This is a genomic window from Butyrivibrio fibrisolvens (assembly GCF_037113525.1).
Classification (GTDB): domain Bacteria; phylum Bacillota; class Clostridia; order Lachnospirales; family Lachnospiraceae; genus Butyrivibrio; species Butyrivibrio fibrisolvens.
Window position 1 is genome coordinate 1,253,379 of record NZ_CP146963.1, and the last position, 19,525, is coordinate 1,272,903.

16 protein-coding genes are annotated in these 19,525 nt (G+C 39.7%); 13 read left to right on the plus strand and 3 right to left on the minus strand.

The genetic code is table 11. From position 1 onward, the window contains the following. Window positions 1-8 precede the first annotated feature (8 nt). Complete coding sequence (locus tag WAA20_RS04965) at window positions 9-1,718, plus strand: DUF4153 domain-containing protein (protein ID WP_073387317.1); 1,710 nt, start codon at window positions 9-11, stop codon at window positions 1,716-1,718. Between the two features lie 107 nt (window positions 1,719-1,825). Further along, window positions 1,826-3,016, plus strand: a complete 1,191-nt coding sequence (locus WAA20_RS04970; protein WP_073387315.1) for a hypothetical protein — start codon at window positions 1,826-1,828, stop codon at window positions 3,014-3,016. Between the two features lie 144 nt (window positions 3,017-3,160). Here the strand turns inward: WAA20_RS04970 and WAA20_RS04975 are convergent, their stop codons facing one another. Further along, entirely contained in the window at window positions 3,161-4,276 is a 1,116-nt protein-coding gene (locus WAA20_RS04975; protein ID WP_073387314.1) for a 5-methyltetrahydropteroyltriglutamate--homocysteine S-methyltransferase, read from the minus strand. Window positions 4,277-4,748: 472 nt separating this feature from the next. On the opposite strand from WAA20_RS04975, the gene WAA20_RS04980 reads away from it, so the two are divergent. From WAA20_RS04980 to WAA20_RS05000, 5 genes are all read left to right on the plus strand, one after another. Next, window positions 4,749-5,648 carry a LysR family transcriptional regulator gene (locus WAA20_RS04980; RefSeq protein ID WP_073387312.1) on the plus strand — a complete coding sequence of 300 codons (900 nt, stop codon included), beginning with the start codon at window positions 4,749-4,751 and terminating at the stop codon, window positions 5,646-5,648. Window positions 5,649-5,767: 119 nt separating this feature from the next. Next, window positions 5,768-6,820: an iron-siderophore ABC transporter substrate-binding protein gene (locus tag WAA20_RS04985; protein ID WP_073387311.1), complete on the plus strand. Its 1,053-nt coding sequence runs from the start codon at window positions 5,768-5,770 to the stop codon at window positions 6,818-6,820. Continuing rightward, window positions 6,795-7,808, plus strand: a complete 1,014-nt coding sequence (locus WAA20_RS04990; RefSeq protein WP_073387309.1) for an iron ABC transporter permease — start codon at window positions 6,795-6,797, stop codon at window positions 7,806-7,808. Before WAA20_RS04985 ends, WAA20_RS04990 begins: the two co-directional genes overlap by 26 nt. Then, the gene (locus WAA20_RS04995) at window positions 7,805-8,842 is read left to right on the plus strand and encodes an iron ABC transporter permease (RefSeq protein ID WP_073387308.1); all 1,038 of its coding nucleotides are present in this window, start codon (window positions 7,805-7,807) and stop codon (window positions 8,840-8,842) included. Before WAA20_RS04990 ends, WAA20_RS04995 begins: the two co-directional genes overlap by 4 nt. Further along, entirely contained in the window at window positions 8,842-9,645 is an 804-nt protein-coding gene (locus tag WAA20_RS05000; RefSeq protein ID WP_073387306.1) for an ABC transporter ATP-binding protein, read from the plus strand. Before WAA20_RS04995 ends, WAA20_RS05000 begins: the two co-directional genes overlap by 1 nt. 440 nt (window positions 9,646-10,085) lie before the next feature. Here the strand turns inward: WAA20_RS05000 and WAA20_RS05005 are convergent, their stop codons facing one another. Together WAA20_RS05005 and WAA20_RS05010 are read right to left on the minus strand one after the other, a co-directional pair. Further along, a complete protein-coding gene (locus WAA20_RS05005) occupies window positions 10,086-10,934 on the minus strand; it encodes an alpha/beta hydrolase-fold protein (protein ID WP_073387305.1) in 849 nt (282 codons plus the stop codon). Between the two features lie 265 nt (window positions 10,935-11,199). Beyond that, window positions 11,200-12,756 carry an ABC-F family ATP-binding cassette domain-containing protein gene (locus WAA20_RS05010; RefSeq protein ID WP_073387303.1) on the minus strand — a complete coding sequence of 519 codons (1,557 nt, stop codon included), beginning with the start codon at window positions 12,754-12,756 and terminating at the stop codon, window positions 11,200-11,202. Window positions 12,757-12,861: 105 nt separating this feature from the next. Here WAA20_RS05010 and WAA20_RS05015 point away from each other — a divergent pair, with 105 nt between their 5' ends. The 6 genes from WAA20_RS05015 (at window position 12,862) to WAA20_RS05040 (ending at window position 19,240) form a co-directional block, all read left to right on the plus strand. Next, window positions 12,862-12,987: a hypothetical protein gene (locus WAA20_RS05015; protein WP_338802344.1), complete on the plus strand. Its 126-nt coding sequence runs from the start codon at window positions 12,862-12,864 to the stop codon at window positions 12,985-12,987. Window positions 12,988-13,482: 495 nt separating this feature from the next. Continuing rightward, the gene (locus WAA20_RS05020) at window positions 13,483-14,925 is read left to right on the plus strand and encodes an ATP-binding protein (protein WP_073387302.1); all 1,443 of its coding nucleotides are present in this window, start codon (window positions 13,483-13,485) and stop codon (window positions 14,923-14,925) included. Window positions 14,926-15,067: 142 nt separating this feature from the next. Continuing rightward, window positions 15,068-15,250, plus strand: a complete 183-nt coding sequence (locus WAA20_RS05025; RefSeq protein ID WP_073387300.1) for a hypothetical protein — start codon at window positions 15,068-15,070, stop codon at window positions 15,248-15,250. Between the two features lie 381 nt (window positions 15,251-15,631). Further along, entirely contained in the window at window positions 15,632-16,201 is a 570-nt protein-coding gene (locus WAA20_RS05030) for a tetratricopeptide repeat protein (protein WP_073387298.1), read from the plus strand. 39 nt (window positions 16,202-16,240) lie between these two features. After that, complete coding sequence (locus tag WAA20_RS05035; protein WP_073387297.1) at window positions 16,241-17,875, plus strand: response regulator; 1,635 nt, start codon at window positions 16,241-16,243, stop codon at window positions 17,873-17,875. 9 nt (window positions 17,876-17,884) lie between these two features. After that, complete coding sequence (locus tag WAA20_RS05040) at window positions 17,885-19,240, plus strand: sensor histidine kinase (protein ID WP_073387295.1); 1,356 nt, start codon at window positions 17,885-17,887, stop codon at window positions 19,238-19,240. The last annotated feature ends 285 nt before the right edge of the window (window positions 19,241-19,525 follow it).

A 19,525-nucleotide genomic window follows, 5' to 3' on the forward strand; every position in this document is an offset into this window, starting at 1 on the left:
GCGTTTTCATGAAAATAGTAGAAAAGCTGAAAAAAGGATTATCGAAGGTTATTACAGAGCATGCAGTATCTATAGCTTTGGCTGCTATACTTACAATTATTGCAATGGTGTTCTGCGGCCTTAGTGAAAAAGACCATGAGTTACTGCTTACAGTTTTGAAGTATGTTTATGCCATCCTGTTTGCAGCGTCTATCAGTGCTCTTTTATGTGAGAGCATACATCTTTATCACAAAGCTAACAATATTAAAAAAATAATATTGTTTGTAGTGATAATGATTGCAGGCGTCGTTACTTCAATTCTAAATGTAGCATCTGACGGGGTGGATTTTTCTTATATTACTTATGGTGATGCTTACCATTTTACAGCCCAAGGCTTTTTTGGCGGACTATATACAAGCCTTATGATCCTGTACCTTTGTCTCATTATTTTCTTTTGTTATAAAAAGAGCAAAGAATCTTTTGAAATGTACGTCGCAAAGGCTTTTTGCGGGGTTATGAAAGCAGAACTGCTGTGTGTGATACTTTTGATAGGCTCAATACTTATTATTGAGATAATCGACAGTTTGCTCATACATATTATGTGGAATTATTACGTTATGGATCGAGTAATTCTTTTTATCTTTGGTTTTGTAGCATATCCTTGCGCTATAGTCGGCATTTCTGATACAGATCATGAGATCAGCAAATTTGGTAAAGCTATTCTTGGCTATGTGTTTGTATCTCTTTTATCAATTGCGTATGTAATAATCTACATCTATATGTTCAAGATAATCATTACATGGACCTTCCCGTCGAATGAAGTGTTTGGAATCCTTATGACTTTATTTGTTTTTGGTATAGGTGTCTGGACTATGGGATATAGTTGTGGTGATAACATTTTCAGGAAAATCGCTGGAATTCTGCCCTTTTTGTTTATCCCATTTATAGTACTTCAGATAATGTGCCTGCAGCTTAGAATATCTGAGTATGGTTTTACAACAGACAGATATCTTGGAATGATGCTTATAATATTCGAATTAGTATACATGGTATTATATGCGATCAGATTTTTTGGCAAAAAAGATATTGTTGCAAATTCACTTTTCATCCTATCTATACTGGCGATAGTTACTCTGATCGTTCCGTTTGTAAATGTAAGCAGTGTAGTTTTAGTTTCTCAGAAATCCAAGATAGAGAAATATCTGTCTCTTGGAGATGATGCCAGTGCTACCGTTATAGAAGAGGCTAGGGATGCTTATAGGGTAATATGGCGCGAGGGCGGCGAATCTGGCAAGATGTATCTGGATAAGAGTCTTTCGCAAGATCAGAAGTATTTTTTGGATTACAGTTCGTATTATTATTATTCCCATCATAATAATTTCTATATTGATGTAAAAGGTTACAAAGTCGATGAAATAGATACATCTGATGTAGAAACTGTCTATATTATCAGCAATAATATTAAGGATGATGAGGGGATTGATACAAGTTCAGTTTACATTTATGGACAAAATCCTGATGAAGTGCTGGCAACACTGGATATTAAGGATATGGTAGATACGCTTATAGAAAAAGATAGTGAGGGTGCTTCAGATCATGAACTGTCAGTTAGTATCGAACAGGAATATATAACCGAGGAAGGATATAAGTTCATTATAACCTCAATCATGGTTGAAGGAGAAAAGGAAGATGAAACCACAGTAACCAATATATATATCTGTGGATATCTTCTTAAATGAGAGTAATGGTGGTATTATAATAAATACATTTTTAATTGCAAAACACGCAGCAATTGCGTGTTTTTGTAATAAGTATTCAAAAAGTAATATACTACGAAAGGCACAAAATGAAGATCAAACAATTATTAGCATGTTCTCTGATAATAAGCACTGCCATGATGACTGGCTGCTCATCAGAAGGTATTAGCTTATCATCAGGAGAAGCCAGTACAGAAGTAGAAAAAAATGATGAATCCAACAAGGATGCAAGTGAAGATATAGAGGCTAAGGATAAAGCTTCAGAATCAGAGGAAGCGTCAACAACAGATGAGGCTACAGAAGATGATGAAAAGGTAGAAGCTACTGACACAGAAACTCTGTTACAACAGTTCCTTGATGATGAGATCGAAGCTACTAGTATTTACGAAGATGGAACCGAGCGTACTTTCAAATATTCAGATCTTCCACATGAAGAAGATGATTGGGAGAGTTATTCATATGATGATGACTGTTTTGTAGATCTTGATAATGACGATGAGAATGAGCTTATCCTTAATGGCCCATATGGCGGAATGTATCTGGATGCAAGAGATGGCAAGGTTTATGTCCTTGCAGAAGGAGAGGGAACAGCCGGTACACTTAGTTATGCACAGTACGAAAATCTGACATATATTGTTCATTCTGATACTTCTCATGGCGGCAGACAGATTCATATTTTTGACCGTTATGAAGATGGTGAAGTAGTTGAAACGTTTAATCTTTGTGCGGAGTATTGGGACAACGATTTCGACTACTATGATCAGGATAGCGACTTTACATTTAAAGACGAGAAGATAACCATGGAAGAGTTTGAGGCTCTTCGTAAGGAAATTCTGGGATATAAGACTAAGACTGAATGGATGCGGGATAGTGCTATCTATGAAGGTGAAAACTTTGATTACAGCCAGGAGAAGATCATAAATGATGGCTCGGATAAGTTTTATGAAAAGCTTGAAGGATGCTTCGACAGCTATTATTATCCGGAAGACAATAATGGCAATTCAGGAACACTTTCCCTCTTTTTAAATGACAGTTATGAATATACATTAAGAGATTTATATAAGAATGGAGATTACAGATTTATATCATCTGAAAGTGACATTGAGTACTTTATAGGCCGTAGTATCTGCCTGAAGTATCCTGAGACAGTTTCTGAAAATGGTGATGCAACTTTCACTTATTATGTGATCACTTGTTACGATTACTATGTTCACGTTTATGAGGCTGATGAGAATTACGAGAATCTTGAGTATCTCTATACTGGCTGGGTTAAATACTGATTACAACATGTTTTAACAGATAATACCTGCATCCAATATGCTTATGATATTGGACGCAGGTACTTTTTTATTATTGAACTTATTTTTATGAGATGTTTTGTCTTATTTGTAGCCTTATTAGGAATCTCTTTTATCAATTTAAGTTTATGCCCAAACTTCTTCCGCAATCTCTTTGACCAGCTTAAGCTTAGCCCATTGCTGTTCTTCGGTGAGCTTATTACCAATCTCGCAGGATGCAAAGCCGCACTGAGGGCTGAGGTACAGTCTTTCGAGAGGAATGTACTTGGCAGCTTCATAAATTCTGTTTTTAACTTCCTCTTTATCTTCAAGTTCAGGAGTCTTGGTTGTTATAAGGCCAAGGACAACCTTCTTGTCAGGAGAGATCTTGGAAAGGGGCGCAAAGCCGCCTGATCTTGCATCATCATATTCAAGGAAAAGAGCATTGACGTTTTCCTTTGCAAAAACGTAATCTGCAACGCTGTCATAAGGGCCGCTTGTAAAGTAGGTTGAATGATAGTTACCACGGCAGATATGAGAGTTGATGATCATATCCTCTGGCTTATTTTCAAGAGCAAGATTGTTGACAGTAAGGAGCTGCTTTTTAACTTCTTCAATGTCAATTCCAAGAGCCTTGTAGCGTTGCTTGGCAGCATCTCCAACAATTGCACCCCATGTGCAGTCATCGAGCTGCAAGTTGCGGCAGCCTGCATCGTAGAACTGCTTGATTACATCCTGATAAGCTACTGCTATATCATGGATCAGTTCATCATTAGTAGGATAGAACTTACGGGTTGTCTCAAAGTTGGCAGGAATGATCATCTGCTGGAAAGTCTGGGCAGGAGCCGGGATGGTGTACTTTGCAACAGTATTTTCATCTTCAAACTGCTTTAAGAACTTAAAGTACTCTACGAATGGATGAGGCTTTGCTGCTATCTTACCAACAAGATATGTGTCATCAAGAAGGGCAAGTTCTCCGTTAAAGCTTACTCCGCCGCCAGTGTTTTCGTGTGCAACACCTTCAAGCCCCCACATGAAATCCAGGTGCCAGAAGGTTCTTCTGAACTCACCATCTGTGATCACGTGGTAGCCAAGTTCCTTTTGCTTAGCAACGACTTTAGTGATCTCATCATTAACTATCTTGTCATAATCAGCTTCTGATATCTTTCCTGCTTTAAAGTCTTCTTTAGCATCCTTTAAAGCCTGAGGTCTTAAAAAACTTCCAACGAAGTCGTATCTGTATGGGGATTGTACTTTGCTCATGTTTTATGTCTCCTTTAAAATTTTTTAGTTGCATATGGCAGGTTTTGTGCTGGTGTTATCTTATGCAGAGAGCTTTGACCTGTTTGGGTAATAGTGATTATTATTAGCAACTGATGTTGGTCGCATTGAATCAGGCGGTTCTCATTTTGGATTTAATACAGGTTCCTGTTATACGTCGCGCGTTATGATGAGGATTATAGGCGCCAGAAGCTTGCGAGTAAAATACTAAAAATATACTTTTATCCATAGATTTAATCTATGAATAAGGTTATACTGACAAGAAATACTATTATTTAATTAGTATTTGTTTTCGCAACTTTGAATCAGAAATCCGCATTTACTGCGGATTTCGTAATTCGATGAATCGGTTGGCAATAGAGCCTTCGACGAAGTCGAACTCAATTGGCTTTAATGCTGCATTTTTGAATCTTTGATTTTAAAATACATATTGGTAAAAAAGAGGAGGCTGACCATGACCTTAAAACAGTTACAATACGCAGTTACCGTAGCCGAAACAGGAAATATAACAGAAGCAGCCAGAAAACTTTTTATCGCACAGCCAAGCCTTACATCTGCGATAAGAGAACTGGAAAATGAATATCATATCAGAATATTCAGTCGTTCGAAAAAAGGAATAGAAATAACTCCGGAAGGGGATGAATTCCTCGGCTATGCAAGGCAGGTACTAGAGCAGGCTAATCTTATTGATGAAAGATATGTTGGCAAAAAGCAGATAAAGCAAAGATTCTGCGTATCCGCCCAGCACTACTCATTTGTTGTTGAGGCTTTTGTTGAGCTGTTAAAGCGATATGGTGGTGATAAATATGAGTTCCACGTAAGAGAGACTCAGACCTATGACATTATTGAAGACGTAGCTCACCTTCGAAGTGAAATAGGAGTATTGTACATAAATAAGTTCAATGAAACTGTTATTAGAAAAACGCTACGAGACAATAATCTGACTTTTACATCTCTATTTAAGGTCAAACCACATGTTTTTATCAGCAAAAATAGTCCGCTTGCTAAGAAAAGATCAATCAACTTGGATGATCTGAAGGATTATCCAAGGCTTTCTTATGAGCAGGGAAGCCATAACTCTTTTTACTTTGCAGAGGAAATCTTAAGCACGATCGACAGTGACAAGGAGATCATCGTGTGTGACAGAGCTACTCTTTTTAACCTTCTGATCGGAATGAATGGGTACACCATATGCAGTGGAATTATCAGCGAAGAACTGAATGGACCCAATATCATAGCAAAGCCCTTAAAGGTAGATGATTACATGGAGATTGGATATATCCTGCCGGCAGGACTTCCTAAGTCATTACTTACCTCAAGTTTTATAGAGCTACTAGAGAACAAAAGTATGTAACAAAGTGAATAATTAAATTTCGCAATATTATATTGACAACAAGATAGTTATATGAGAATATATTCGGGTTAGCGACTGCTAACGTGTTGCTTATATATTTTTTGCTAAGGAGAGACGTTATGAAAAGAAAGATTGTATCAATGATAACCGCAGCAGTGATGGGGCTTAGCCTTGCAGCTTGTGGCGCGCAGGATAGTGCCGCAGCAGATACTGCAGATAATAATGCTACCACTGTGTTAGTAGATGCTAATAATGCAGATCAGACATTTCCAATTACTATCACACATGGTCTTGGTGAGACAGTGATTGAGAAAAAGCCTGAGAATATAGTTGCAATTGCCTGGGGCAATCCTGATGTTCCGCTTGCACTTGGAATAGTTCCTGTAGGAATATCTGAAGCCAATTTTGGTCCAAGGGATGAGAACGGTCTCCTTGCATGGACAGCACAGGCTTACGAAGAGCTTGGAGCAACTCCCAATGTATTTAAAGACACTGATGGATGGGACTACGAGGCAATCTCAGACTGCAACCCTGATGTAATCCTTGCAGCATATTCAGGAATCAGCCAGGAAGAGTATGACAGACTTAGCGAGATCGCACCTGTTGTTGCATATCCTGAGATTCCATGGACCACAACATGGCAGGAAGAGACATTAAATGATGCCAAGGCACTTGGACTTGAAGAAGAGGGAAGAGCACTTGTTGAAGAGACTGAGAAACTTATTAGTGACTCACTTGCAAATTACCCTGATCTTGAGGGCAAAAGAGTAGCTTTCTTCTGGCTTTCAGAGGATGACCTTGGAACTTTCTATATCTATACTAATAACGATCCACGTGCAGCATTCCTTGGTGACCTTGGATTTGTAACACCTGACAGCGTTACAGGACTTATTGAGAATCCTGATGATTTCTCAATTACAGTAAGTGCTGAAAATGCAGATCTTTTAAGCGATGTAGATATTATCATCACATATGGATCTGAGTCACTTGTTACAGCAATGAAGGCTGATGGAAGATTTGACAACATTCCAGCTGTGGCAAATGAAGCTTTTGTTCTTCTTGATTCCAATGATGTCCTTGCAGCAGCAAGTACACCTACAGTTCTTTCTATACCATATTGCATTAACGATTACCTGGAAGCATTAAATGAAGCAGCTCAGAAAACAAAATAATAAGTTAATAACAGGATTTACCATAGAAATAATACTTGTAGCCGTGTGCGCGCTGTTATCAGTTGCCTATGGAAGTAAGAGTATACCCATTGCTGATATCTTCGGATATTTTGGTGGGAAAAATATGGATTCGTTTCAAGCAGCAGTTATCGCAGCAAGGATTCCAAGGACAGTCTTTGGGATTCTTGCAGGAGCTGCTCTTGGCGTATCCGGAGCCTTGATGCAGGCTATTACGAGAAATCCAATAGCAGATCCAAGTATACTTGGCGTTAATACTGGAGCCTCGCTGATGGTGGTAATAGGCATAGCTTATCTGAACATTTCATCAGGAATAAGGCTTATCGGTCTTTCTTTTGCCGGAGCTCTTTTGACAGCCCTTTTTGTATATGGAATAGCATCAGTTGGGTATGGCGGAGCAAGCTCAATAAAACTGGCACTTGCCGGAGCAGCAGTATCGACTGCGCTTGGAGCTTTGGTCAATACCATAATGCTTCCTGATTCCAACGTCATGAAAGCCTATAGGTTCTGGCAGGTTGGAAGCGTTGGCGGTGCTACCTGGGACGATGTCAAACTCCTTATCCCTTTTTGCGTGATAGGAGTTCTTCTTGCGCTTATATGCTCCCCAGGGCTAAATGCTCTTTTGCTGGGAGATGAGATGGCAATATCCCTTGGAGTTAAGGTTGGCCCCTTAAGACTTCTTGCAGCGGTTGCAGGAGTTTTGCTATGTGCGGCGGTAACAGCCCTTGCAGGCCCCATAGGTTTTGTGGGACTTATGCTGCCTCACGTTATCAGACAGATCTTTTGCAGCGACATGAGAGTAATAGTGCCCATGTCAGCCCTTGGCGGCGCGGCACTTCTAACTATCTCTGACGTAGCAGGGAGAGTACTCGGAAGACCGGGAGAACTTGAAGTAGGCATTATTACTGCACTTCTTGGAGCACCTATATTTATATGGATAGTATTTAAGACAAAGGCCAGGAGTATATGACAGCCAATAATTATGAAGATAATTTAAGAAAAATATATTTAGTACAAAAAAGACGTAATGCTTTATGTGTGGTATCGCTGATAGTAGTGATTGCTGTCCTGGCCTGTCTTTTGATGATGCTTGGTAATACCAATTATTCGCTGACAGATGTTATAAAGATTCTGTTTAGCGGCGAAACTAAGGGAGCTGCCTATAGCATCAAAAGTGTAAGGCTTCCCAAGCTCATTGTTGGAGGCTTTGCAGGCTTTTCTTTTGGAATAGCAGGATTTGTCTTTCAAAGTCTTTTGCGAAATCCTCTTGCATCCCCTGATATCATTGGCATATCCGCTGGATCTTCAGCGGCAGCAGTGTTTTGCATCTTGATACTAGGAATAAGCGGGCCTTTAGCATCAGTTTTTTCTATAGCGGCTGGACTCCTAGTGACAGCTTTGATATTCCTTCTTTCGGGAAAAGGAAAAGCTTTTGGCAGCAGAATGATCCTCATCGGCATAGGAATGCAGGCAGTCTTAAATGCGCTTATATCCTGGATGCTGCTTGTGGGTTCAGAATATGACGTGGCTACTGCGCTTAGATGGCTTAGAGGAAGTCTTAATTCTGCTCAGATGTCAGATGTACCCATGATAGTTATTATGTGCCTTATAGGAAGTGGCCTTCTTATTTTCTGTAACAGATACCTTAGGATGATGCAGCTTGGTGATGAATATGCGACAACTCTTGGAGTTCCACTTGGCGCTGTAAGAATCTGCTGTATGGTATGCGCTCTTATGCTGTGCGCCTGCGCAACAGCGGCTACAGGTCCGATTGCTTCAGTAGCTTTTTTGTCAGGGCCAATTGCAGGTAAGATCACTAAAAACGGCAGTAATGCAATGGTCGTATCTGGTCTTATGGGTATACTTTTAGTATATGCTGCGGAACTTGCAGGCAAAAATCTGTTCAGCGAAAAGCTTCCTGTTGGCGTAGTTACAGGACTTTTAGGAGCTCCTTATCTGCTCCTTTTACTTCTTAATCTCAACAAGAAGGGAGAAAAAATCTGATGAGTGACATTGCAATAAGCCATGAATTCAAAGCTCAGGGACTGTGGGCTGGCTATGATGATAAGACAATAATAAAGGATATGAATATAAGCATTCCTGCAGGTAAATTCAGCGTTCTTATAGGTCCTAACGGCTGCGGCAAATCAACTTTGTTAAAAAGCTTTGCAAGACTCCTTAAGCCAGGCAAAGGCCAGATCTTACTTGATGGGAAATCAATATATGAGATTCCAACTATACATTTAGCTAAGCAGGTAGGTCTTTTGCCACAAACACCTATAGTTCCTGAAGGGATAACTGTAGCTGACCTGGTTGCTAGAGGACGCTTTCCATATCAGAACATCTTCGGACAGCTGTCTAAGGCTGATTACGAGGCGATAGCCTGCGCTATGGAAGCAATGGGAGTTTCAGACCTTGCAGATAAGCCGGTGGATTCCCTTTCGGGAGGTCAGAGGCAGAGAGTGTGGATTGCCCTGTCACTTGCGCAGAGTACAGATATTCTCCTTTTGGACGAACCCACAACTTATCTGGATATAGCTTATCAGGTTGAGATCCTCGACTGCCTTGCAAAACTCAATAAGCTTAGGAAGACGACAATAGTTGCGATTCTTCATGATATCAACCTGTCTATCAGATATGCAGATCATATTTTTGCCATGAAAAAAGGAGAACTTATAGCCGAGGGAGATCCCAAGGATATAATCACACCTTCGCTGATGCGCACGATATACGGAATGGAGAGCGCGATAATATCAGATCCAGAAACAGGCGATCCTTACGTCATACCAAGAAGTAAAGCAAGTTGATAGGGGGAGCTGATCGCTTAGATAGCTTTATTATGCATAAATTGCTCATATTTAGCTTATAAATAGCAAAGCCTGCCTATTACTATGCCCAGACCATGATCTATAATTAAATTTGTACATAGAAATACATCCATGTATTTCTGAACATGTACGGAGTTACCTTTGGTAACTCTATACATCCTGGAATTTTGTACAAGGCATAGAACAAGGAATAGAAGCATTTATTACAGACAAATTAGAAGATGGAATATCTTCTGAAATTATAATCCAGAAATTGGAAAAAAGATTTAACTTAACAAATGAAAAAGCCAGGGAGTATTTGGATAAATATTCCGGTAAGATGTAAGAAATAAAAGAATAAGAACCAAAAGCGGGAAATGGCACATTAGCTGAAGCCATTTCCCGTTTTTTATGCTTTGTTTTAGCTCGTAATTTACTAATTATTTAAAGAACACCTGCAGTGCATGATACAGATGAAGGTGCCAAGCCTTAATATCATGAACGCCGCCAGGTATTACATAGAAGTCATAGTTCTTACCAGGAACGAGAAGATCAGACTTTTCAACTGCCTTGCCCATGATGTCTTTGTGCTCTTCATAAGCGATGTCCTTATCACCATTGCCGCAGAACATAAACTTAAGGTCATATCCCTTGGATTTACCGCCGCTTAATGTGTTGCAGATTCTGTCTACTTCGATATCGTGATTACCGAATGGCCCGCAGCATCCTGAGAATGGTCCATAATAAGCAAACAGATCAAAGTTGTTATAGAATGCAGCACGATAAGTTGTCATGGAACCAAGTGAAAGTCCTGCAAAAGCGCGGTGATCTCTTGTCTTGATCAGATTTTCTTCTGATACATCGCTACCAGTATAGCTTGCATACTTACTTTCTACAGCAGGAATAAGGTCTTTTCTCAGTTCGTGCTTGAAGTTCTCGCATCTGGACTCATCGTGAGTGTGCTGATCCTCTTCATCATGGTAGAAGGTTGGAGTTACTATAATGCAAGGATCACAGATCTTCTTTTCGAACATATTGTCAAGGATTGTCACTGTATCAGGAAAATCCTTGAACCAGTAGTTGTGGTTGCATCCGCCGCCGTGAAGAAGATACAAAACGTTATATTTAGTATTTGTATCATAACCATACGGAAGGTATACAAGAGCTGTCTTATTAAGAGTTTTTGCATCTTCATCGTAAGTCTGTGAAGTGTATGTAAGCACTTCTACACTTCCTTTGTGTGCTGCTTCCTGCAGCATTTCTTCGGGCATTTCATAGATGTAGTTCATTTTTTGCTCCCCCTTGATGTTATTTATAAAAAAATCGCACATATAAAATCATATCAAACATTGAAAAAACTGTGAATGACGGTTATCTAACTGTCATCAACAATGATTTTTCAAGATATATATGACTTTTATATGTGCGAAGTTTATTCTGTCTATTTAGATTTTTAAAAATGATCTTATTTCTTTTGACCATTGTATCATGGTTTACATATTACTACATGGAATCAATGATTTACCATAAAAAGTTTTTATGTTCCTGACATTATTATATGGTCTTAGTAGTCCACTCAGCGCAGTTCCATACCTGTGTTGCGAATGACTCATAGAAATCAGGTTCGTGGCATACCATAAGGATACTGCCTGGATATTCTTTAAGAGCACGCTTAAGTTCATCTTTGGCATCCACATCCAGATGGTTTGTAGGCTCGTCCAGTACCAAAAGGTTTGACGGATGATTAATAAGCTTGCAAAGTCTAACCTTGGCCTGCTCACCACCGGAGAGGACCTTAACCTTACTCTCGATATGATCTGATGTAAGACCGCACTTTGCAAGTGCAGAACGTACCTCATACTGGTTGAATCCAGGGAACTCTTCCCAGATTTCCTCAAGACAGGTAGTCTGAATGTTAGGATCAGTTTCCTGCTCGAAGTATCCGATCTCAAGATAGTCACCAAGCTGTACAGAACCCTGCAGCGGCTTAATGATACCAAGAATACTCTTAAGAAGTGTGGATTTACCGATACCGTTGGCACCTGTAAGAACTATTTTACCACCACGTTCCATTTCGAGGTTAAGTTCTTTGGACAAAGGTGAGTCATATCCGATGATAAGGTCTTTGGTCTTAAAGAGATACTTGCCGGGAGTTCTAGCTGTAAGGAAGTTAAACTCTGGCTTCGGCTTCTCAGCAGCCTTCTGGATGAGCTCCATCTTATCAAGCTTCTTCTGCCTTGACATAGCCATGTTTCTGGTTGATACACGGGCTTTATTTCTTGCAACGAAGTCTTTTAACTGGGCGATTTCCTGCTGCTGTCTCTTGTAAGCTGCCTCGTTCTGGGCTTTCTGCATCTCATAAACTTCCTGGAAGTGGTCATAGTCACCCACATATCTTGAAAGCTTGCAGCCCTCCATATGGTAGATGATATTGATAACACTATTAAGGAAAGGAATATCATGAGAAATAAGGATAAAAGCATTCTCATATTCCTGAAGATAGCGCTGAAGCCAGTTGATATGCTCAACATCCAGGTAGTTGGTAGGCTCGTCCAGAAGCAGGATATCAGGCTTCTCCAAAAGAAGCTTACCAAGAAGAACCTTAGTTCTCTGTCCACCTGAAAGCTCTGTAACATCTTTATCAAGACCAAGATCTAAAAGTCCAAGAGCCCTTGCAACCTCTTCAACCTTGGAATCTATCATATAAAAGTCATGATTGGTCAGATATTCCTGAAGCATACCGGCTTCATCGAGGTATTCTGTCATTGTAGCTTCGTCAACCTCAGCCATTTTCTCATAAAGCTCAGTAATATGCTGCTCTGTCTGATAGAGCGGGTCAAAAGCGCTGTGAAGAACGCTTCCAATAGTCATGCCGCTTTCAAGAACCGCATGCTGGTCAAGGTATCCAGCCTTAACGTTCTTAGACCACTCAACCTTACCTTCATCAGGCTGGAGTGACCCTGTAATGATATTCATGAAGGTTGACTTACCCTCACCATTAGCTCCAACAAGGCCGATATGCTCGCCCTTTAAAAGTCTAAATGATACATCTTCAAAAATCGCTCTGTCACCGAATCCGTGTGACAAGTGTTCAACATTTAAAATACTCATTGTAATCCTCAAATCCTATATTAAAACTGCCTGTATATAATATCGAAATTGTGACTATTATGCAAGAAACTTGTGTGAAGAAGAGGTGCAGACGTTGTTATTGATATGCTCATTCTTGATACAAGACGTGAAAAGAACCTTCTTGGAACGTTTATCAGTGATCTAATTCTGGCATTATCCTCATATGTGGCAGAGACGGAATATCAGACAATTCACAAAAAGGCAGGCTGAAGGAATAGCGGCTGCAAAGGCAAGAAGGGTAAAGTTTTGAAGAAGACCGAACCTATTACTATTAAATTTTAAAGATGTATATCAGAAGTGGAAGATGGGAAGAATTACTTTGTATGAGGCTGCAAATGATTGTGGAAAGTTGTGGTCGACGTTTAAGTAATAATCATGGATGCGGCAGAGTGCATAAAAGTGCTGTTAGAAAATGAAAGATAGACACCTGACTGAATCGTACTACATGAGGCTTATATTTTTAATTCAGAAGTTACAAGCGATTATTATAATATTGTTTATTAAGCAGCGTATCTGAAAATGAGGTGTGCTGCTTATTTTTATATGATACCCATAGTACCATCCGATTAAATTTATATTGATACGAGATTATTTTTGCTCCCTAACTCGAATAAATTATGAGTTAGGGAGCAAAAATATCTTGAATGTCTAACACGGAATTTGTATAATTTCCTTGTGGAATACAGGTTTTGAGGAGGCATATAGATGCGTAGTAAGAATCTTGTTGGGAGAACTGAAGAGATAGCACTTCTTGAAGAATACTATAATTCTGGAAAATCGGAGCTGGTTGCTGTTTATGGAAGACGACGTGTCGGTAAAACATACTTGATTTGTGAGACATTGGAAGATCGCTTCGACTTTGATTATACAGGGAAACATAAAGTAGCTGCAAAGGTTCAAATAGCAGAATTTCAAAAAGAACTTAACAGGCATACAAAAGATAAGTCTGGTGAAGCGAAAGATTGGTTTGAGGCATTTGATAATTTGAAGGAGTATTTGCTTAGCCTGAAAAAAGATCGTGTGGTTGTGTTCCTTGATGAGCTTCCTTGGATGGATACTGCGAAGAGTAATTTTTTGGCAGCTCTTTCTGCATTTTGGAATGGATGGAGGAGTAAGAAACCTCTTCTGAAATTGTTTGTTTGCGGCTCAGCTACTACTTGGATGGTAGATAAATTTATAGGGGATAAAGGGGGATTGTATGGTCGTGTTAGCAGACCTATCTATCTTGCTCCATTTACTTTGCTAGAAACGGAGCAGTATCTGAATGATATCAAGAAAATGAAATATGGCAGAAAGCTTGTCCTTGATACATATATGATATTTGGTGGCATCCCATACTATCTTGATATGCTTAATAACAAGAAGCCATTGTCAGAAAATGTGGACACCTTGTTCTTTTCAAATAACGCTCCATTAAAGACAGAGTTTGATTTCTTATTCCGTTCGCTTTTTAAGGATAGTATGAACTATAGACGTGTTATAGAGTATATATCAACAAAGATGATTGGTCTTACCAGAGAGGATATATCATATAATTGCAAATTAACTGGTGGAGAGCTTACCAAGATACTAAATAACCTTGTTGCATGTGATTTTATAAGATGTTACATGTCTCCCGGAAAGAAACAAAGAGCTAAAGTTTATCAGCTTACGGATATGTTTTCGCTATTTCATCTGAGATTTGTTGGGAGAAACTCAGGAACTGACGAGCATTATTGGACGAACTTGGGGAAAACAGGGAAAAAGAATGCGTGGTCAGGATATGCTTTTGAGCAGGTGTGTCTAAATCATATTCCACAGATAAAGGCTAAGTTAGGAATAACGGGCATTCTTAGTAATTCATATGCATGGAGCAAGAGGGCGTTCACTGATTCTGATGGAACAGAATGGGCTGGTGGACAGATAGATTTGATCATAGACCGAAATGATGATGTTATAAATATCTGTGAAATGAAATACTCATCAGATGAGTACATCATTACGCCTAAGTATGCTAAAGATGTTAAAGATAGGATGTCGATGTTTAGAGCATCTGAGAAAATCAAGAAAGATTTAAGGTGTACCTTTGTGACGACCTATGGCGTTAAGAGGAATCCTAATAGTGACATTGTGGCATATGAGATTGTTTTAGATGATTTATTTAAATGAAAATACTCCGTAACTCGTGAAAAATACGAGTTACGGAGCAAAAATGATTTGGCCTAAAAATAATTACATTCTCATTAGACCACTTGGTCGTAATGTATATTTAGACAGGCGTTTCAAATAAATGGAGTAAGGGGACGAGAAGATGAGTGAAGCTTTTTTAAAATTAGCTAATAAAGTTGCAGATGAGAGAGAATTGCAGACTAAAGCTCGCCATGTTGCTGCATTGATGGACAATATGAATATGACATTGGAGCAGGCCATGAATGTATTGGAGATTCAAGGCAAAGATCGTGCAATCATAGCCAAGCAACTTCAGAAGCAATAGAAACAATAAACATATTAGTAGAGCACTTTAGGGAATTACTGAAATCTAAAGTGCTTTTTTATTAACTCAAATTTAGTACATATAAAATAAACTAAAACTTTGACTATTCCTGAGGATGGCAGCCTATAAATGATTTTGGTGTCTTTGAAAATTATATTAAATTCAAGAGCTTGATAGATGGAATGATATATTCTGTTTGGGATTCATCTGCCCCCGCGAAGCGAGTTTATGAATCCCAGAATATATCGTTCCAGATATCATGCCTTGAATTTTATATAATTTTCATGACACCAAAATCATTTATAGGCTGCCACCCTCAGGAATACTCGATACCTTTTACATTTTCTAGCACGCCTCCAAAGAATGTGGTACAATTTGCGTATGAAAAACGCAGAAGAGATGTTTATTAAAGGTGACTTAAAAGAAGCTTTTGAAATATTTCTTTCTCTTGCTGAACAGGGCGACGGGAGAGCAATGTATTTTCTTGCGCTTTATTACGCTCTGGGTCTTGGCGATATTGATTTTCCTGATGATGTTATAGCGGGTAAGCTCCTGCATAAAGGGGCTGACGCCGGTGATATACTTGCAAAGCTTAATACAGCTTATGCTTATGAAATAGATTCCTATGAATTTAAAAAATTAGTAGATGAATCCTTTGTTGAAGTCAAGAAACTTGCTGACTTAGGGGATATTTTTGCCCAGAATGAGCTGGCTGATCTTTACATGAACGGATGGGGGACAAGTAAAGATCTGGACAGAGGACTTTCAATACTCAAAAGCTGCTCTGAGAAAGGCTTATGGCTTTCTTCCTACAGACTGGCACAGTATTATGACAGCCTCGGGACCAAGGAAAGCGAAGAAGAGAGCATGAAATGGCTCCACACGGCAGCAGATCAGGGGTGCCAGAAGGCAGAAGCAGTCATAAAGGTTATGGAACTTCTGGCTGATTAATTAAAGATAAGAGAAGGGGAGTTTTGGGGGAGTTAGTACATGATCAGCGTTTTTTTGGTTGAAGATGAAATTGTAATGAGGGAGGGTATCAGGAACAACATCAACTGGGCCGCGGAAGGGTACGAGTTTGTCGGCGAAGCAGGCGATGGAGAGCTTGCATATCCCATGATCAGGGAACTTAAGCCCGATATAGTCATTACTGATATCAGAATGCCTTTTATGGACGGCCTTGAACTAAGCCGCCTTATCAAAAAAGATCTTCCGTCTACAAGGATCATAATCTTAAGTGGTTATGATGACTTTCAATATGCTCGTGAAGCGATCGGCATAGGCGTGACCGATTATCTTTTGAAGCCCATTTCAGGGGCACAGCTTCTCGAAGCCATCGGCAAGGTGTCTGATGGAATAAGAGCCGAGCAGGATCAGCAAAGGTTTATGGAAAGATATAGGAAGGAACGCGAAGAGAACCGCATCCTTGAAAAGCGTGTGCTGTTCAGGGAGCTTGTTGCGGGTGTTCGTTCGATGCCCGAAATTCTTGATAAGGGCAAGAGCCTTGGCATCAATCTTGCTGCAGGAGCCTACGGTATAGTCATGTTCCAGATGAGCCTTTGCGATGAAAACCAGAAAGAGGGCGAGATCACAGAATCCTATTCAGAAAGCATTGAAAAGGCCACCAAGGAACTAAGGGCTAAATATAATGAAGCGGAGAACGTCCAGGTATACGAGCAGCTTGGCGGTGTTTTTGTATTCCTTGTTTTGGGAAAAGACAGACAGCAAACCGGCGAAAGCATGGACAATCTCCTCAAAGATCTCGAAGAACTGATGGCTGATAAATCAGGCCTCCATTACTATGCAGGTAGAGGCATAGTTGTAGACAGGATAAGGGAAGTTGGAAAAAGCTATGAGTCTGCAAGTAAAGCCTTTGCGCACAGATTCCTGTACGATACCAGCATGGTTTTCGATGGACAAGGTGGCAACTCGCATGAAGCAAAGTCTGCAAGCATCAATATAGACGAGATCGATATAGGAAAACTGGACAGACGCATCGTTACAGGCTTTTTGAAAAACGGAAGTCTTGAAGAACTTGAGCATTTTGTAGAAGATTTTGTTGAAAATACAGGCAAAGGCAACTTTGAATCACTGATATTCAGACAGTATATCAGCGTGGATCTGTATTTCACGGTAGTTTCCTTCCTTGAATCTATAGGATATTCAAAAGACGAGATCACAGAGAAGCTTGGCAATATAGGTGATAAACAGGCATCTCTTGATGATACTAAAAGGACAGAAGAATATATAAATGATATACTCTCGAAAGCTCTTGAGATGAGGGACAAGGTTTCAGATTCAAGGTACAGCTCTCTTATTAACGGTGCCAGGAACTACATTTATGAGCATTTCAGCGATGAGGATATATCTCTCAATCAGGTTGCGGCCAGTGTTAACATAAGCCCCAATCACTTTAGTTCCGTATTTAAGAAAGAAACCGGAGAGACATTCATTGAATTCCTTACAAGAGTTCGAATGGACAAGGCTAAAGAGCTTCTTGAGACCACGGATATGAAAGCTGCCGAGATCGGTTACCAGACTGGATACAGAGACCCTCATTACTTCAGCTATATTTTTAAGAAGACTCAGAATATAAGCCCAAGACAGTACAGAGAAAAAGAATAGAGGACATGTATGACAAAAGTTCAGAAGGGAAAACTGATAAGTGGTCTGTCTGTAGGTAAGAAGCTGACAGTTATGGTTCTTGTCATGCTGATTCCGTTTTCACTTATCACTGTATTCTTATTATATACTCTTAATCGTTTTGGTAATTCTTATAATCTTGTCGTATCTAACGTTGCCATCGCCAACCAGTACAACCTTGAGTTCAGGGAAGAGTATGACTCTGTCCTTTATCAGATGGTTGCAAGATCCATTACCAAAGATATGATCAATGAAGAGCTTGGCCTTACTAATCCTGACGACATGACAGAGAATGTAAGGCAAAGCTTTGATAAGCTTGTTACAAGCTCCACTTCCCAGAATGCCAGAAAATCTGCAGAAAGTGTTTTAAAGCTCCTTACAACCCTTGATAACAGATGTAATGACATCAATAATAACATAATAAAGGGCGGCGCTTACGATGTGAATATGAGCGCTCTCGATAACGATATCCGCGTCATCACTGAGCTCATCCAGGAAAGAATATCCGAGTATATCTACTACGAAGCCGGTAGCATGGAACTTATAAGATCTGCGATGGAAGCTGAGCGTATAAAGCTTATCCGCGCGATCGGAATGTTCTTTATCTTTTTCTTTATATTCGTTTTATTCCTCGTTATCTACCTGTCATCGGCGATAACGCATGAGGTTGATATACTTGTGGGAGAAGTTAAGAGCGAGCAGATCAATTCAAGAAATCTTGAGCTCAAGCTCCTTCAGTCCCAGATCAATCCTCACTTTTTGTACAACACCCTTGATAACATAGTATGGCTGTCTGAAGGCGGACGCAAAGACGACGTTACAGGCATAGTCACATCGCTTTCAAGGTTCTTCAGAACAACTCTCTCCGGCGGACTTGACTATATAACAATCAAGCAGGAGATATCTCACATAGAATCTTATCTTCAGATCCAGAGATTCAGATACCGCGACATACTAAACTATGAAATTGATATACCCGAAGAATTCCTTGGTTACAGGATCATCAAGATGACTCTCCAACCTGTAGTTGAGAATGCCCTGTATCATGGCATCAAGAATAAAAGAGGCGGCGGAACCATCAAGATATCCATGCACCACCAAGGAGGTGACCTTGAGATAGACGTAGAAGACAACGGCATAGGCATGAACAGCGAAGATACAGCTAATCTTCAACGCCTTGCAGATGGCCTTGAAAAAGCCAGAGAAGATAACGCAGGCTTTGGAATGGCCAATGTCGGAGAACGTATGAGACTCAACTATGGCCCAGAGTACGGCCTAAAAATTGAAAGCGAGTACGGCAAAGGCACTATAGTAAAAATATTGTTCCCGAAGGAAAATTCGAATTAATAACTTAAAATTCGCACATATAAAATAAACTAAAACTTTGAATATTCTTGAGGATGGCAGCCTATAAATGATTTTGGTGTCTTTGAAAAATATATTAAATTCAAGAGCGTGATAGCTGGAATGATATATTCTGTTTGGGATTTATCTGTCTGAGCGAAGCGAGTTCCCGACATAGAAGTTCATCCATGAACTTCTAAACATGTCGTAACTACGTCCTGTAGTTTATAAATCCCGGAATATATCATTCCAGCTATCATGCCTTGAATATTATATATTTTTCATGAC

Bases quoted from the DNA above. Each gene is read 5' to 3' on its own strand.
- WAA20_RS04965 (WP_073387317.1), top strand. From the start codon at position 9: ATGAAAATAGTAGAAAAGCTGAAAAAAGGATTATCGAAGGTTATTACA.
- WAA20_RS04970 (WP_073387315.1), top strand. From the start codon at position 1,826: ATGAAGATCAAACAATTATTAGCATGTTCTCTGATAATAAGCACTGCC.
- WAA20_RS04975 (WP_073387314.1), bottom strand. From the start codon at position 4,276: ATGAGCAAAGTACAATCCCCATACAGATACGACTTCGTTGGAAGTTTT.
- WAA20_RS04980 (WP_073387312.1), top strand. From the start codon at position 4,749: ATGACCTTAAAACAGTTACAATACGCAGTTACCGTAGCCGAAACAGGA.
- WAA20_RS04985 (WP_073387311.1), top strand. From the start codon at position 5,768: ATGAAAAGAAAGATTGTATCAATGATAACCGCAGCAGTGATGGGGCTT.
- WAA20_RS04990 (WP_073387309.1), top strand. From the start codon at position 6,795: ATGAAGCAGCTCAGAAAACAAAATAATAAGTTAATAACAGGATTTACC.
- WAA20_RS04995 (WP_073387308.1), top strand. From the start codon at position 7,805: ATGACAGCCAATAATTATGAAGATAATTTAAGAAAAATATATTTAGTA.
- WAA20_RS05000 (WP_073387306.1), top strand. From the start codon at position 8,842: ATGAGTGACATTGCAATAAGCCATGAATTCAAAGCTCAGGGACTGTGG.
- WAA20_RS05005 (WP_073387305.1), bottom strand. From the start codon at position 10,934: ATGAACTACATCTATGAAATGCCCGAAGAAATGCTGCAGGAAGCAGCA.
- WAA20_RS05010 (WP_073387303.1), bottom strand. From the start codon at position 12,756: ATGAGTATTTTAAATGTTGAACACTTGTCACACGGATTCGGTGACAGA.
- WAA20_RS05015 (WP_338802344.1), top strand. From the start codon at position 12,862: ATGCTCATTCTTGATACAAGACGTGAAAAGAACCTTCTTGGAACGTTT.
- WAA20_RS05020 (WP_073387302.1), top strand. From the start codon at position 13,483: ATGCGTAGTAAGAATCTTGTTGGGAGAACTGAAGAGATAGCACTTCTT.
- WAA20_RS05025 (WP_073387300.1), top strand. From the start codon at position 15,068: ATGAGTGAAGCTTTTTTAAAATTAGCTAATAAAGTTGCAGATGAGAGA.
- WAA20_RS05030 (WP_073387298.1), top strand. From the start codon at position 15,632: ATGAAAAACGCAGAAGAGATGTTTATTAAAGGTGACTTAAAAGAAGCT.
- WAA20_RS05035 (WP_073387297.1), top strand. From the start codon at position 16,241: ATGATCAGCGTTTTTTTGGTTGAAGATGAAATTGTAATGAGGGAGGGT.
- WAA20_RS05040 (WP_073387295.1), top strand. From the start codon at position 17,885: ATGACAAAAGTTCAGAAGGGAAAACTGATAAGTGGTCTGTCTGTAGGT.